General features: G+C 65.8%; 15 protein-coding genes and 1 tRNA gene. 14 read left to right on the top strand and 2 right to left on the bottom strand.

The features are described from left to right. The first annotated feature begins 9 nt into the window (after positions 1-9). The 12 genes from LC083_RS05465 to LC083_RS05520 all read left to right on the top strand — a co-directional run bounded on the left by LC083_RS05465 (position 10) and on the right by LC083_RS05520 (position 10,914). Positions 10-1,179, top strand: a complete 1,170-nt coding sequence (locus LC083_RS05465; protein ID WP_226699520.1) for an isovaleryl-CoA dehydrogenase — start codon at positions 10-12, stop codon at positions 1,177-1,179. Then, positions 1,176-1,481 (top strand): alkylphosphonate utilization protein, encoded by a 306-nt coding sequence (locus LC083_RS05470; protein WP_224831379.1) that lies wholly within the window; start codon positions 1,176-1,178, stop codon positions 1,479-1,481. Before LC083_RS05465 ends, LC083_RS05470 begins: the two co-directional genes overlap by 4 nt. Positions 1,482-1,491: 10 nt before the next feature. Continuing rightward, positions 1,492-3,099: a carboxyl transferase domain-containing protein gene (locus LC083_RS05475; RefSeq protein WP_226699521.1), complete on the top strand. Its 1,608-nt coding sequence runs from the start codon at positions 1,492-1,494 to the stop codon at positions 3,097-3,099. Between the two features lie 70 nt (positions 3,100-3,169). After that, positions 3,170-3,796, top strand: coding sequence for a 1-acyl-sn-glycerol-3-phosphate acyltransferase (locus tag LC083_RS05480; protein WP_226699522.1), 627 nt, complete (start codon positions 3,170-3,172; stop codon positions 3,794-3,796). Further along, positions 3,793-4,590 carry a DUF1295 domain-containing protein gene (locus LC083_RS05485; protein ID WP_226699523.1) on the top strand — a complete coding sequence of 266 codons (798 nt, stop codon included), beginning with the start codon at positions 3,793-3,795 and terminating at the stop codon, positions 4,588-4,590. Before LC083_RS05480 ends, LC083_RS05485 begins: the two co-directional genes overlap by 4 nt. A gap of 90 nt (positions 4,591-4,680) precedes the next feature. After that, positions 4,681-5,307: a hypothetical protein gene (locus LC083_RS05490; RefSeq protein ID WP_226699524.1), complete on the top strand. Its 627-nt coding sequence runs from the start codon at positions 4,681-4,683 to the stop codon at positions 5,305-5,307. Next, positions 5,304-6,533, top strand: a complete 1,230-nt coding sequence (locus tag LC083_RS05495) for a WcaI family glycosyltransferase (protein ID WP_226699525.1) — start codon at positions 5,304-5,306, stop codon at positions 6,531-6,533. The genes LC083_RS05490 and LC083_RS05495 overlap by 4 nt, the downstream gene beginning before the upstream one ends. 117 nt (positions 6,534-6,650) lie before the next feature. Then, positions 6,651-7,082, top strand: a complete 432-nt coding sequence (locus tag LC083_RS05500) for a hypothetical protein (RefSeq protein ID WP_226699526.1) — start codon at positions 6,651-6,653, stop codon at positions 7,080-7,082. Further along, positions 7,079-8,134 (top strand): glycoside hydrolase family 55 protein, encoded by a 1,056-nt coding sequence (locus LC083_RS05505; protein WP_226699527.1) that lies wholly within the window; start codon positions 7,079-7,081, stop codon positions 8,132-8,134. The genes LC083_RS05500 and LC083_RS05505 overlap by 4 nt, the downstream gene beginning before the upstream one ends. Continuing rightward, on the top strand, positions 8,118-9,032 hold the full coding sequence (locus LC083_RS05510) for a hypothetical protein (protein ID WP_226699528.1): 915 nt from the start codon (positions 8,118-8,120) through the stop codon (positions 9,030-9,032). Before LC083_RS05505 ends, LC083_RS05510 begins: the two co-directional genes overlap by 17 nt. Positions 9,033-9,110: 78 nt before the next feature. Beyond that, positions 9,111-9,665: a dCTP deaminase gene (dcd, locus tag LC083_RS05515; protein WP_160608403.1), complete on the top strand. Its 555-nt coding sequence runs from the start codon at positions 9,111-9,113 to the stop codon at positions 9,663-9,665. 73 nt (positions 9,666-9,738) lie between these two features. Continuing rightward, positions 9,739-10,914, top strand: coding sequence for a saccharopine dehydrogenase family protein (locus LC083_RS05520; protein ID WP_226699529.1), 1,176 nt, complete (start codon positions 9,739-9,741; stop codon positions 10,912-10,914). Positions 10,915-10,920: 6 nt separating this feature from the next. Here the strand turns inward: LC083_RS05520 and LC083_RS05525 are convergent, their stop codons facing one another. Both LC083_RS05525 and LC083_RS05530 read right to left on the bottom strand, forming a co-directional pair. Then, positions 10,921-13,101 carry a TonB-dependent receptor gene (locus LC083_RS05525; RefSeq protein WP_226699530.1) on the bottom strand — a complete coding sequence of 727 codons (2,181 nt, stop codon included), beginning with the start codon at positions 13,099-13,101 and terminating at the stop codon, positions 10,921-10,923. A gap of 111 nt (positions 13,102-13,212) precedes the next feature. Then, positions 13,213-13,287 (bottom strand) — tRNA-Gly (locus LC083_RS05530). Between the two features lie 206 nt (positions 13,288-13,493). Between LC083_RS05530 and LC083_RS05535 the strand changes: the two genes are divergently transcribed. Both LC083_RS05535 and LC083_RS05540 read left to right on the top strand, forming a co-directional pair. Beyond that, positions 13,494-14,411 (top strand): tetratricopeptide repeat protein, encoded by a 918-nt coding sequence (locus tag LC083_RS05535; protein WP_226699531.1) that lies wholly within the window; start codon positions 13,494-13,496, stop codon positions 14,409-14,411. A 4-nt stretch (positions 14,412-14,415) separates the two neighbouring features. Next, positions 14,416-15,027 carry an LON peptidase substrate-binding domain-containing protein gene (locus LC083_RS05540; RefSeq protein WP_160608406.1) on the top strand — a complete coding sequence of 204 codons (612 nt, stop codon included), beginning with the start codon at positions 14,416-14,418 and terminating at the stop codon, positions 15,025-15,027. The last annotated feature ends 49 nt before the right edge of the window (positions 15,028-15,076 follow it).

Genomic DNA, 15,076 nt, shown 5'->3' on the forward strand with positions numbered 1-15,076 from the left:
GGAGACACCATGCGCGCCACCCCCGATTTCGATTTCCAGCTCGGCGACAATGCGGACATGATCCGCGAAAGCGTTTCGCGCTTCGCCGACGAACAGATCGCCCCGCTCGCCGCCAAGGTCGACCGCGAGGACTGGTTTCCCAAGGCGGAACTTTGGCCCGCCATGGGCGAACTGGGCCTCCACGGCATCACCGTTCCCGAAGCGGACGGCGGTCTTGGCCTCGGCTACCTCGAACACGTGATCGCGGTCGAGGAAGTCAGCCGCGCCAGTGCCTCGGTCGGCCTGTCCTACGGTGCGCATTCCAACCTCTGCGTCAACCAGATCGCGCGCTGGGCGAATGACGACCAGAAGGCGAAATACCTGCCCAAGCTGATTAGCGGCGAACACGTCGGCAGCCTTGCCATGAGCGAGGCGGGCGCCGGTTCGGACGTCGTGTCGATGAAGGCCCGTGCCGACAAGGTCGATGGCGGCTATGTCCTCAACGGGACCAAGTTCTGGATCACCAACGCCCCCTATGCGGACGTGCTGGTAGTCTATGCCAAGACCTCGCCCGAAGCGGCCAGCCGCGGCATCACGACCTTCCTGATCGAGAAGGATTTCGAAGGGTTCTCGATCGGTCAGAAGATCGAGAAGGTCGGCATGCGCGGCTCGCCCACGGCAGAGCTGGTGTTCGACGATTGCTTCGTTCCGGAAGAAAACGTCATGGGCCCCGAAAACGGCGGCGTCGGCGTGCTGATGAGCGGCCTCGACTACGAACGCGTCGTGCTCGCAGGTTTGCAGCTCGGCGTGATGCAGGCCTGCCTCGACACGGTCATTCCCTATCTTCGCGAACGCCAGCAGTTCGGCAAGCCCATCGGTTCCTTCCAGCTCATGCAGGCCAAGGTCGCCGACATGTATGTCGCGCTGCAGTCCGCGCGCGCCTACACCTATGCTGTCGCCAAAGCCTGCGATGCCGGACAGACCACCCGCTTCGATGCGGCAGGCACGATCCTGCTGGCTTCGGAAAACGCCTTCCGCGTGGCGGCCGAGAGTGTCCAGGCGCTGGGCGGCGCGGGCTACACGCTCGACTGGCCGGTGGAGCGCTACATGCGCGATGCCAAGCTGCTCGACATCGGTGCCGGCACCAATGAAATCCGCCGCATGCTGATCGGCCGCGAACTGATCGGCGCCGCCGGATGAGCGGGGACGAGGACTACGTCTACGACGAGGATAGCGGCGAATGGATGCCGGCATCCGAACTGGCGGCAAAGCAGGCGGCGGCCGAGACGGTCGAGGTGCGCGATGCGGTCGGCAACTTGCTGGCCGATGGCGACCAGGTGACGCTCATCAAGGACCTCGAGGTCAAGGGCGCGGGCCAGACGCTGAAGCAGGGCACGCTGATCAAAGCGATCCGCCTCACCGGCGATCCGCAGGAGATCGACTGCAAATATCCCGGCATCAAGGGCCTCGTCCTGCGTGCCGAATTCGTGAAGAAACGGTAAGGCCACAGGCATGACAGCACCCGCTCTCACCACGAAGCTGGACCGCGAGGCGCCCGACGCCAAGGCGCGGTTCGATCACAACAAGGCGCTGGCCGGGGAACTGCGCAAGCATGTCGCCGAAGCCGCGCTCGGCGGGCCGGAGAAGCACCGCGAACGGCATGTCAGCCGCGGCAAGCTGCTGCCCCGCGAAAGGGTGGAACGCCTGCTCGATCCGGGCGCACCTTTCCTCGAGATCGGCCAGCTGGCGGCCAACGGGCTTTACGGCGACGAGATCAGCGGCGCCGGGCTGATCGCCGGGATCGGGCGCGTGTCTGGCCGGCAGGTGATGATCGTGTGCAACGATGCCACCGTCAAAGGCGGCACCTACTATCCGATGACGGTCAAGAAGCACTTGCGCGCCCAGGAAATCGCGCAGGAAAACCGCCTGCCCTGCATCTACCTCGTCGACAGCGGCGGCGCGAATTTGCCGCATCAGGCCGAGGTCTTCCCCGACCGCGACCACTTCGGGCGCATCTTCTTCAACCAGGCGAACATGAGCGCGATGGGTATCCCGCAGATCGCCTGCGTCATGGGCAGCTGCACGGCGGGCGGTGCCTATGTTCCGGCCATGTCGGACGAGACGGTGATCGTGCGCGAACAGGGCACGATCTTCCTTGCCGGACCGCCGCTGGTCAAGGCCGCCACCGGCGAGGAAATCAGCGCCGAGGACCTTGGCGGCGGCGACCTCCACGCGCGCAAATCGGGCGTGGTCGACCACCTAGCCGAAAACGACGAGCACGCGCTCACCATCGTGCGCGACATCGTCAGCCACCTCGGCGACAATTACGCCGCCGCAACGGGGGTACAATTAATTGAACCGCGCCCGCCCAGGTTCGACGCGGAAGATCTGTACGCGATCGTGCCCGAAGACGTGCGCGCGCCATACGATGTGAAGGAAATTATCGCCCGCCTCGTCGACGGGTCCGAGTTCCACGAATTCAAGGCACATTACGGCAGCACGCTGGTCTGCGGCTTCGCCCATATCTGGGGGATGCCGGTGGCGATCCTCGCCAACAATGGCGTGCTGTTTTCCGAAAGCGCGCAGAAGGGCGCGCATTTCATCGAGCTTGCCTGCCAACGGCGTATCCCGCTGCTGTTCCTCCAGAACATTTCCGGCTTCATGGTCGGCGGCAAGTACGAGGCGGAAGGCATCGCCAAGCACGGGGCCAAGCTGGTCACCGCCGTCGCCACCGCGACCGTGCCCAAGGTGACCGTCGTCATCGGCGGCAGCTTCGGCGCCGGCAATTACGGCATGTGCGGGCGCGCCTACCAGCCGCGCTTCCTGTTCACCTGGCCCAATGCACGCATTTCCGTGATGGGCGGCGAGCAGGCAGCAAGCGTGCTGGCGACCGTCCACCGCGACGCCGACAGCTGGACTCCGGAACAGGCCGAGGAATTCAAGGCCCCGATCCGCCAGAAGTACGAGGACGAGGGCAATCCCTATTACGCCACCGCCCGCCTGTGGGACGACGGAGTGATCGATCCGGTCCAGACCCGCGACGTGCTGGGCCTCGCCTTTGCCGCCACGCTGGAGGCACCGATTCCGGAAAAGCCGCAGTTCGGCGTGTTCCGGATGTAGCCGGCGGGAATCCTCGCATCCCTCTCGCATTCCGCTACGTAACTGCTAGGGCTCGCAGGCAGGAGAGAGAATGTCGCAAGCCAATTTCCGGAAGCCTTCGCTTCTGAGCCGCATCGTGCGGCGCATCATCATGGTGCTCTACCGCTGGAAGGGCTGGAAGCTGGACGGGCACCTGCCCGACCTGCCGAAATTCGTCATCGCCGGGGCGCCGCATACCTCGAACTGGGATTTCGTCTTCTTCATCGGGGCGACCGCGGAAGAAGGCGTGCAGCCCAATTTCATGGGCAAGCACACGCTGTTCCAGGGCATGATGAGGAACTTCATGTTCGACATGGGCGGCATCCCCATCGACCGCACCAAGCGCAGCAATGTGGTCGAGCAGGTCGCCGCCGAGTTTGAGCAACGCGACCACCTCGCGCTGGTCATCGCGGCAGAGGGTACGCGCAGTTCCAACGGCGAATGGAAATCCGGTTTCTACAACATCGCCCGCGCTGCGAACGTCCCGATCGTTCCGGCCTGGGTGTGCAACAAACGCCGCATACTCGGCTTCGGACCGGCCATCGTTCCCACCGCCGATTACGGCGAGACGCTGCTTGAAATCGCGCGCTTCATGCGCTCGAAACTGCCGGATTACGAACGTTACAAGGTTCTGGAGGCCCAGGCGCTGGGCCTGATCGAGGAGGCGAAAACCGCATGATCGACGCCCTGCTTGCCAATGCCGCGATCCTCGTCGGCGTAGTGCTCATCCTGTGGGTGATTTCCGTCCAGATCGACGATGTGTCCTTCATCGATTCCTTCTGGGGTGCGGGCATGGCCCTGATGGCCTTTGCCAGCTGGATGCAGCTTGCCCAGCCGGGCGCCCTTGCCAACCTGCTGTTGGCGATGACGGCAGCCTGGGGCCTCAGGCTCGGCATCTATTTGCTGCGCCGCTGGCGCGCGGAAGGCGAGGACAAGCGCTATGAACGCATGCTGCGCAAGGACCGCGAGAAAGGCCGTTTCGCCATCGCCGCGCTGACGAAGATCTGGCTCGGGCAGGCCGTGCTGCTGTTCCTCGTCTCCTCCCCTGCCCAGCTGGGTATCCTCAGCAGCGCCGAACCCGCCCCGATCACCGGCTTCGCCTGGGCCGGCATCGCCCTCTATCTGACCGGCATCTTCTTCGAATGGGTTGGGGACTGGCAACTGGCGAAGTTCAAGGCCGATCCGGCCAACAAGGGCCAGGTGATGGACCGCGGACTGTGGCGCTATACGCGCCACCCGAACTATTTCGGCGATGCCTGTGCCTGGTGGGGCATCTGGCTGGTCGCGGCGAGCATCGCCTGGGAAGTGGCAGCGCTGACTGTCGCCGGACCGCTGTTCCTGACCTTCACGCTGGTGAAGTGGTCAGGCGCGGCGCTGCTGGAAAAGGGCATGAAGCATTCGCGCCCGGGATACGAGGAATACAAACGCCGCACATCGGCCTTCATTCCGTGGCCGCCGCGCTCCGCCGCCTGAAAAACCGCCTTTTTCGCGCCAATGCTCTGGCAACGGCGGCCAGCGGGCACTATCCTCTATCCCGATGACCGACCAACCGGCCCGCCGCGCATGAACACGCCCGACCTCAGGCAGGAACGGGCGCGCCTTGCCGCCTATGCCATGGACCTTACCGGTCGCCGCGGGGGCGAGGTCACGCCGGAAATCCTTGCCGCAGAGGTCGGCGTATCGCGGGCGCGCATCGAGGCGATCTTCCCCGAGGAATCGGACCTGTTCGATGCCGTGGTCGAACTGTGGTTCGAACCCCATGTCGCGATCATGGAAGAAGTGCTGGCAAGCGACCTGCCGCCCAACCGCAAGTTCTACGAATTCTACGTCCGCCGTTTCCGCCGCAACCGTGCGGAATTCCGGCGCGATCCGTCCGCCTTCGCCGTGTTGTGCGAACTGGGTGCGCGGCGGTTCGAACGCGTGCGCAGCTTCGTCGATCTTGCCGACCATTATTTGTGCGAACTGATCGCCGAAGCGCAGGCCGACGGGTACTTCGCCGGCCTGGAGATCGACCGTGCGCTGACCCTCATCAACCAGATGACGGTGGCCTATACCATGCCCGACCTGCTGCAGACGGTCGACGAGCGGCTGACCGAGGACAAGCTCGCCGCCATCGTCGACACGCTCTTTGCCGGCCTTTCCGCGGCCGACGGCGGTGCCTCTGGCGTGAGTGGCCTGCGCCCGGCGTGAGCGGGAACGCGCGAAGTCGCCGAATCCTTTTCATCGGCCTGAACTATGCGCCCGAGCCGATCGGCATCGGGCCTTATAGCGCAGGGCTGATGGAGGCGCTGGCGGAGCGCGGGCACACGATCCACGCGGTGGTCGGCCAGCCCTATTACCCCGAATGGAAGATGCACGAATTCTTCCGCGGACGGTGGAAGAACACGACCGAGAACGGCGTTACCATTACGCGCTGCCCGCATTACATCCCGGCCAATCCGACCGGATCGCGGCGGCTGGCGCATCACCTCAGCTTTGCCAGCAGCGCTTATCCCGCCGCCCGGCTGGCGCGGCGCGACCTGCGCCCCGATCTCGTGATGACGGTCGCGCCTTCGCTGGTCGCAGCGCCGGTGGCGGCGCGCATGGCGCGCCGTGCGGGCGTGCCCTACTGGCTCCACGTCCAGGATTTCGAGGTCGGCGCGGCACAGGCAACCGGCCTGCTCGGCAAGGGCCGCGTGGCCGATGCCGCTCTGCGGTTCGAGGAACGCGCGCTTGCCGCCGCCGACATCGTGTCCACGATCAGCGGACCGATGAGGCGCTTGCTCGCGGCCAAGGGCGTGGCCCCTGAAAAGATCGTCGAGCTGCGCAACTGGGCGAACCATTCTGCCCCTGCGGGCGAGCGGGATTACCGGGCTGAATGGGGAATGGAGGGCAAATTCGTCGCACTCTATTCGGGCAATATCGCCAACAAGCAGGGGCTGGACACGGTGGTGGAGGCGGCGCGCCTGCTCGCCCACCGCAAGGATATCGCCGTGCTTGTCTGCGGCGACGGTCCCACGCGCGGCCGGCTCGAAAAGCTGGGCGAAGGGATCGATACGCTGCACTTCAAGGCCCTGCAGCCGAGCGGGGACGTCGGCGACCTGCTGCATATGGCGGATGTGCACCTGCTGCCCCAGCTGGTCGAGGCGGCGGACCTCGTGCTTCCTTCCAAGCTCGGCAACATGCTCGCCTCGGGACGGCCCATATTGGCGACCGTGCCCAAGGGGACGGGAATCGCGGACGAGATCGAAGGGTCCGGCGTCATCGTTCCGCCGGGCGATCCCGCCGCCCTCGCATGGGCGATCGAACGGCTGGCCGGCGATCCGGCTTCTTGCAAGGTCATGGGCGCCAGTGCGCGGCGCGCCGGCGTGGAGCGCTGGTCGAAAGGCCAAGTGGTCGACGGGTTCGAAGCCGCGATGGACGACCTGCTGGGCTGAAGCGCCTTACGGAGCGTGGGGCTCCTCGCACGGGCCCTTTCGAAAAAACCGTTTTCCTACACCCAATTGTCTGATTAACCGATTTGGCTCGTTTAAACAAGACGAGGTACCAGATTTATGAGCGATTCCCTTCCCCTCCAGGCCCCCGGCGGTTTTGCACCCCTTGGCGCTGTCGGGATCGACGACGGCACAGGCCATCTCGCAACGGTCAGCCGGGCAAGCCCGCTTCCGGTCACGACCGTGGCCGGCAGCACCAGCGATCCGCTGGAAGGGGCGATAACCGCCACGGGCCTTGCCGGTCCCTTTCACCCTTCCAGCCTCGACCCGGTCTATTGCACCCTGGCAGGGGAATTCACCGGCACGGTCAGGGTCATGCGCTCGCTCGACGGGGGCGAAACGCTCCATCCCTTGACGGCCGGGGGCCTGCGCTGGGCAGAATTTGCCGGTCCGGCCTGCGAACCGGTTTGGATCGAAAGCGAACAGGGCGCCTCGCTCTGGCTCGATTGCACGCTTTCCTCGGGAACGCTGGAATACAGGCTGTCGCAATGAGCCTGCTGGCCCTTTCCTCGCTCGCTCTCGGCGTCGAGGCGGCGCAGGCGCGGCCATGTCTCTTCGCGGAGCTTGCCCGAAGGTCGCCCGGCCAGGATACCTGGCTGCTGGTTACCAGCGGGCACGGCGCATTCGGCGTCGGCGCAGGCACCTATGTCTGCGATGCGAAATGCACGCTCGACCTGCTCGCCGCACATCCGCGTTTCGTCGTCAGCACCGCCAACGGGCGCATCTTCCGCCTCCTGCCCGAAAGCGGCGCCATCACGCCCGAACAGGGCGGCGCGGCCGGAGACGGCACGGCAAACGACCAGCCGGCGATCCAGGCGGCGATCGACTATGCCGAGGAAATCGGGGCGCAGGAGGTGCGCTTTCCTGCGCCTCGCTACCGGATCGACTGCCCGCTGCGCACCTCTCCTGCAGGCCAGAGCCTTGCCAGCGACGGGCACCCCTTGGTGATCCGCAAGTCGCTCGTTCTCAAGGGCATGGCGGCAGGGCGGACTGTGCTCGATTTCCGCACGCTCGACGGCGCAGCGGCGGAAACCGACTGGCAGCTCGTCCCCACCTCTGCGTCCGACCCGACGCTCGCCGTATGGCGCGGCGGGGGGATTTTCGTGAGCGGCGATACCGTCGATCCCGGCAAGGGGCAGCGCAGCATCGCCCGGCTCGAACTCGACCGGCTGGTCTTTCGCGGCAACCGGCAGCACACGGGCAATCATGCCTGGCCCGCCGATCCTGTGACAGGCGACGGGTGGGACATCACCGACAAGGCGCTATGGGTGCAGGATTGCCATGTTGGCGAGATCGTCTGCCGCGACACCGACATGATCGGCTGGGAGGGCGAGATCTTCTACCTCGGCGGTGCGATCGATGCGGTGGAGCGGGTGGAACTGTCCCGCTCCCGCTTCGCCACCACCAATGGCAGCGCCTTCAATCCCGGCTGCAATGCCGAAATCCTCGCCACCGACTTGTACTTTCGGCGATGCTTTCCAGGCGCAGGAGGAGACCGGCAAGAGCCGCGCGATCTACCGCAATTGCGTGTGGCACGACTGTGACCACACGACGATCGGCAGCGGTTCGACCGCCGCATTCCTTTACCACTGGGTCTGGCCCTCGCGCGACGAGACCCTGCCGCCCCCGCTCACCCTGCTCGACAATTGCGAGTTTCGCGACGTCGGCTGGCTGCGGGTGCTCAGCTGGGTTTCGGGATCGATCCGCACGGTGGACACGCCGGTCGGCCTGCCGGGCAGCGAAGGCCAGGCGATCAGGGACGTGGACCTCGAGATCGACGCGCTGCTCGACCGCAAGACCAACCTCCACGCGCTCGGCCTCTATGGGCTGGACACGCTGGAAGAGCAGGTGCCGGGCGCGCCTGCCGGCGTGTTCAGGCGCCCGCCCGCCAATGTCTCTTTGCGCATCACGCACCGCCGCACCAGCGCCGCGCGCGAGGCAGGGCGCGAATGGCTCGGCGTCAACTGGAGCGGGTTCGTCGACGCCTCCTGCTCCATCCACGCACAGGGCGAATATGCGAGCGGCCGCGTGCCGAACGGCGGGGTCGCGCCCGTCTCCATGCCGCTCGTCACCTTCGGCCCCGGCTCGCCCAGCACCAGCTACTGGGCGCGCGGCTGGTACGCCGTGCCCGCGTTCTCCGGCCCTGGCGAGATAAAGGTCACCGCGCCGCTGATGGCGGTCACGCTTGCCGACGCGATCATCGCCGACATGACCCTGTCGCGCCTGCCGTCCGGCGGGAGCAGCTTCGGTTATGCCGAGGGGCAAAGCGTGCGCATCAGCAAGGTCGGTGCGGCAGGCAGCTTCCGCTTCGGCAAGGGGGCGTCCGCCTCCTTCGCGGTCACCGAGACGCGCAGCCTCGTGAACGAATGCGACTGGATCGAGTTCACCTACAATCGCGAGCGCCAGCGATGGGAGGAAAGCGGCTTTTGCTCCGACGCGTGAGGCGGGCGAGGCGACACGGGAGGGGATTAAACGCCCCTCCCGCTTGCCCGAGCGGCGCGGGTGGGGAATCACACACCCATGGCGATTCTTTCCGACAAGTGGATCCGCGACAAGGCGCTCAACGAAGGCATGATCGAGCCTTTCGTCGAAGCGCAGCGCCGCGAAGGCTGCATTTCCTACGGGCTGTCGAGCTATGGCTACGACGCGCGCGTCGCGCCCGAGTTCAAGATCTTCACCAATGTCGACAGCGCGGTGGTCGATCCCAAGGATTTCGCCAGCAACAGCTTCGTCGACCGCGACACCGACGTCTGCGTGATTCCGCCCAACAGCTTTGCCTTGGCGCGCACGGTCGAATATTTCCGCATTCCCGAGGACGTGCTGGTCATCTGCCTCGGCAAGAGCACCTATGCGCGCTGCGGCATCATCGTGAACGTCACCCCGCTGGAGCCGGGCTGGGAAGGCCATGTGACGCTGGAATTTTCCAACACCACGCCGCTACCAGCCAAGATCTACGCCAACGAGGGTGCCTGCCAGTTCCTGTTCCTCAAGGGCAACGAACGGCCTGAAGTCACCTATGCCGACCGCGCGGGCAAATACATGGGCCAGCGCGGGGTCACGCTGCCGCGCCTCTGACAAGGCAGCCCTGACGCTACGTCTTTGACTCTCTCCCGCGCCGCGCGCATTCAGGCGGACAAAGGAGAGAACCATGGCTGACACCGAATTCGACATCATCGTCTATGGCGCCACCGGCTATACCGGCCGCCTCGTGGCCGAACATTTCGTGCGCGAATACGGCGGCAAGGACGGCGGGCCGAAATGGGCCATGGCCGGCCGCAGCATGGACAAGCTGGAAGCGGTGCGCGACGAGATCGGTGCCCCCGGGTCGACCCCGCTGGTGGTCGCCGATGCCGACGATCCGGCAAGCCTGGAGGCCATGTGCAACCGCACCAAGGTCGTGCTGACCACGGTCGGCCCCTACCAGCTCTATGGCGACGCGCTGGTCGCAGCCTGCGTCAGGACCGGCACCGACTATGCCGACCTTTGCGGCGAGCCGGTGTGGATGCGCCAGAAGATCGACGAGCACATGGAGGCCGCCAAGGCAAGCGGCGCGCGGATCTGCTTCTCCTCCGGCTTTGATTCCATCCCCTTCGACCTCGGCGTGCTGATGGCGCAGAAGGTTGCCAAGGAACGGTTCGGCAAGCCCGCCCCGCGCATCAAGGGCCGCGTGCGCGGCATGGCGGGCGGCGCTTCGGGCGGCACGGTCGCCAGCCTGACCGAGACGATGAAGGCGGTCGCGCGCAATCCCAAGCTGATCTCGATCCTCAAGAGCAGCTTTGGCCTGACGCCGGGTTTCGAAGGGCCGGACCAGCCGTCCGGCCTCGTGCCGCGCTACGAGGAGAAGCTCGGCAAATGGGCCGCGCCCTTCGTCATGGCGCCGATCAACACCAAGAACGTCCACCGGACGAACTTCCTGCTCGGCCACCCCTATGGCGAGGACTTCCGCTATGACGAGATGGTGCTGACCAGCCCCGGCGATGCCGGCAAGGCCGCCGCAAGCGCGCTCGCCGACATGATGAAGAACCCCTTCGGCGCCAAGCCGCCCAAGCCGGGCGAAGGCCCGACGCCGGAAGAGCGCGAGAACGGGTTCTACGACGTGCTTTTCATCGCCGAGATGCCCGACGGCGAGACGCTGCACTATGCGGTCAAGGGCAAGTACGATCCGGGCTATGGCTCGACCAGCCGCATGCTCGGCGAAACCGGCATGGCGCTGCTCGACTGCAAGGCCGAAGGCGGGGTCGGTACGCCCGGCTCGTTCCTCGGCGAAGCGCTGGTCGAGCGGCTGCGCGAGCACGCCGCCCTGACCTTTGCCGTCGAGGATTGAGCGGGATCAGTAGCTGAAGCGCAAGCTCGCCGAGATATTGCGCCCGGGCAGGGGCACGAAATCCTTGGTGAAGCTTGCGTGACGGCGGCCGCTGACGTCGAAGATATTCTCTGCCTTCAGGATCACGCTGACCGACGGCTCGGTGCGCAGCGGACGCCAGGTGGCGACCGCGTTGACGAAGGTGAAGTCCTCGGTCTCGGTTTCGAACGGCGCGACTTCGCGCTGCGCGCCATACCATTCCACCTCGCCGCGAAGCTCGAAATCGCCGCTCGTCGCCTCGAGCGCACCCATCAGACTGACCGGCGGGATGCGCGGGACCGGCGTGCCGTCGGACAGTTCGGCCTCGACATATTCGCCGCGCAGGTCGGCGGCGAGAGCGAGCGAGCCCGTGTCGAGGAAGCGCCAGATCAGTTCGCCTTCGAGGCCCTGGTAAGTCGCATCCTGCTGGAGATAGACGAAGACCGGCAGATCGTCCTCTTCCGCGCCGGTTTCGGACAGGTAGATGTAATCGTCGAACCAGTTCTTGAACGCGGCGAGGCTGAATTCGAAATCGCCCATGGTGCCGCGTGCGAAAAGTTCGGCGCCCCATGCGCGTTCGACGCCCAGGTCGGGATCGCCGATCTCGAACGCCTGCGTTGCGATGTGGGGACCGTTGGAGAATAGCTCTTCCGCGCTCGGAGCGCGGGCCACGCGTGACAAATTGATGCCGGCGCGGAAGGCCTGCGGGCCGTCATAGGCAAGGCCGATCGCGCCGGAGAAGGTGTCGAAATTGCGCTCCAGCCCGAGGAAGGTGGAATCGACCGTGGTGGTCTCGAACCGCGCCGCACCTTCGAGCTGGACCGGCCCGTCGCCATATTCCTGCAGGGCGAACAAGGCGAGCTGCTCGGTCCGGTTCGGAGCGACATAGGCTTCCTCGCCCTCGGCGAAGAAGTCGCGGAAATAGTACTGCGTGCCGATGGAACCGCGCCAGCGACCGTTGGGGTTCTGCACCAGCTCGGCGCGGGCCTCGATACCCTGCACGTCGAAGGTCGTGCCGACTTCGGCACCTTCGAACTCGGTGTGCGTGTAATCGGAATAGCCGGCGCGGATCTTCAGCTTCTCGAACAGGCCTTCGCCAAGGTAGATGTCGCCGCGCATGTCGGCGCGGTACTGGCGCAGGCCGATGTTGACGGTTTCCGGACCTTCTTCCCCGGCCTCGGCTTCGCCGCCTTCTTCCTCCCCCTCGTGGTGGCCTGCACCGGGGCGGATCGGGATGCCGTAGAAGGTGTCGTAAATGCCAAAGGACACGCCGAGGCTCGACTGGTCGCGGAAGAAGGCAAGGCCGCCATTGGCCGTCCAGGTTTCCGTGCCGCTGTTGAACAGCTTGCCTTCTGCGAGCGCGAGTTCGCGCAATTCCTCGGCTTCACCCAGATTGCCCTCTTCGTCTTCCTCGTCGGCATCGGCGAGCAAATCGGCGCGCAGTTCGGGGGCCAGCAGGAAGCCGGGAACGCTGAGGTCGTCAGTCGTGCGATAGGAGCCGTCGGCATGGGCGACGAAGCCGCCACCCAGCGGCACGTCGAAGGACGCGCCGCCTTCACGCAGGTCGCTGGCCGTATCGGCGCGCACGATGGCATCGACATGGAACGCCTCGTTCGGGATGCGGCGCGGGATGCGCTTGTCGATCACGTTGACCGCGCCGCCGATTGCCTGACTGCCGTAGAGCAGGACCGCGGGGCCGCGCAGGACCTCGATGCTCTCCGCCGTCAGCGGGTCGATCGAGACGGCATGGTCTGCGGAAGTGTTGGACACGTCGATCGCGCCGATGCCGTCGACCAGCACCTTGACGCGCTCGCCCGAAAAGCCGCGCAGCACGGGGCGCGAGGCACCGGGAGCAAAGCCGCTGGCGGAAACGCCGGGCACGCTGTTGAGCACTTCGCCCAGCTGGCCGTCGAGATTGGCGTCGAGCGCCGCGCCTTCGACGACGCTGGTCCCGGCGAGCAGGTCGAACTGGCGCAGGCCTTCGGCAGTGACCACGATGGTCCCGCGCGAATCCATGCGGCGGTCGTGGAGATCGTCCTCAACCTGCTCCTGCGTCACCTGGTCATCGGCAGGCGGCGCGGACGCGTCCTGGGCCAGCGCAGGCTGGGCCACGGCAATTGCGATAAGGGACAGGGAGGCGGCGAGGGGGCGTTTGCTCTGATACAACATATCGCGCCAGATAAAGCGCGATCCGCACGTTTCAAGCACAATCCGCCAAATGTGCACGCGGCACGACGAACGACTTGCGTGTCGCCCGGATACATATCGATGTCGGGAAAATGGAGCGGGCGAGGCGATTCGAACGCCCGACCCCAACCTTGGCAAGGTTGTGCTCTACCCCTGAGCTACGCCCGCTCACTGGCGCTCTACCGAACCGCAAGGCCCGGTGGGGAGGCGCGCAACTAGCAACGCCTCTTGAGTCCCGCAAGAGAAAAAATGCAGCTTTTTTGGCCCTGCCCGGCCCGCCCTTGTACAGGCGCTGCAGGTCCTTCACATTCGGCCAAGAAGGCCCACATGGGGCGAAACGAATTCATCCAGGAAAGGCGGTTTCAGTGGCGAGCATGGGATTGAGCATCGACGAGCAGAAGGCAGTCGAGCGGTTCAAGAAGGACGTCGTCGAACCGTCGATGACGAAGCTCGTCATCCTCGATTTCTATGCCGACTGGTGCGGGCCCTGCAAGGCGCTGGCCCCGCTGCTGGAAAAGGTTTCGGCCGACTACGCCGACAAGGGCGTGGTGCTGGTGAAGGTCGATGTCGACAAGGAACAGTTCATTGCAGCGCAGTTCCAGGTCCAGTCGATCCCGACCGTCTATGCCATGTTCCAGGGCCAGCCGGTCGCCGACCTGACCAATGCGCGCAGCGAATCGCAGCTGAAGCAAACGCTCGACCAGATCCTCGCCCAGCTTCCCGTCCAGGCGGGCGGTGACGAGGCGGCGCAGGCCGCGCAGCAGATCGACCAGTTCGTTGCCATGGGCGAGCAGGTGCTGGCCGATGGCGACGCGCCGCGCGCCGCGGGTATCTTCGCGCAGGTCACCGAAATGGCACCCGACAGCGCAGCTGCACATGCCGGGCTTGTCCGCGCGCTGGTGCAGGCCGAACAGGTCGAGGAAGCCCGCAAGGTCCTCGAGGCCGTCCGCGCCAATCCCGCCCTCGCCTCCGACCCGCTGGTCGAGAATGCCGCCGCCGCGCTGGAACTCGCCGGCAACAAGGTCGATGACGGCGAACTCGCCGCCCTGCGCGACAAGGCCGCAGCCGATCCTGCCGACATGGATGCGCGCATGGCCTATGCCGAGGCCGCCTTCGCCGCCGGCCAGCGCGATGCGGCCGCGGGCGAACTGCTCGCCATGGTCGAAGCCGACCGCGAATGGAACGAAGGCGCCGCCCGCGCCAAGTTGATCGACATCTTCAATGCCGTCGGCCTCGAAGACCCATGGGTTGTCGACACGCGCCGCAAGCTGTCGCGCCTGCTGTTCGGATGATCCGTTGACGAAGCGTCTCTCCATCTTCCCCCTGCCCGGCGCGATCCTGTTCCCGGGGCTGCAGCTGCCGCTGCACATCTTCGAGCCGCGCTACCGTGAACTGGTCGGCAGCGCGCTGGCGAAAGACCGGCTGATCGCGATGATCCAGCCGCAGCGCGGGGGCGAGAACGCGCCGCTCTACGAGGTCGGCTGCGTCGGCCGCATCGGCGATGTCGAGGCGCTGGAAGACGGGCGCTACAATATCGTGCTCGAAGGCGAGGCGCGTTTCCGCATGCTGCGCGAACTCGACGTAACGACCGCCTTCCGCCAGATCGAGGCCGAGCTGATCGACGATCCGGAGGACGAGGTCCTCTCCAGCGTCGAGCGCGCCGCCTTCGAATTCGAGGCCAAGCGCTTTGCCGCCATGCAGGGGTATTCGGTCGACTGGGATTCGGTCGAGCGGCTGGACGACGAGACGCTGATCAACGGCGTCGCCCAGATCATCCCGTTCGATTCTGCCGCCAAGCAGGCCCTGCTCGAGGCCCCCGACCTGTCGGAGCGGTGCGAGCTGATGATCCAGCTTATGCAGTTCTTCGCCCTGCGCGACGACGGCGACGAGATCGTGACGTTGCAGTAATCGTTTTTCGCTCGCACCTCCGTGCGAGCGTCCTCGGGGCTATTCCTTC

Source organism: Qipengyuania gaetbuli, assembly GCF_020524765.1.
Lineage (GTDB): Bacteria > Pseudomonadota > Alphaproteobacteria > Sphingomonadales > Sphingomonadaceae > Qipengyuania > Qipengyuania gaetbuli_A.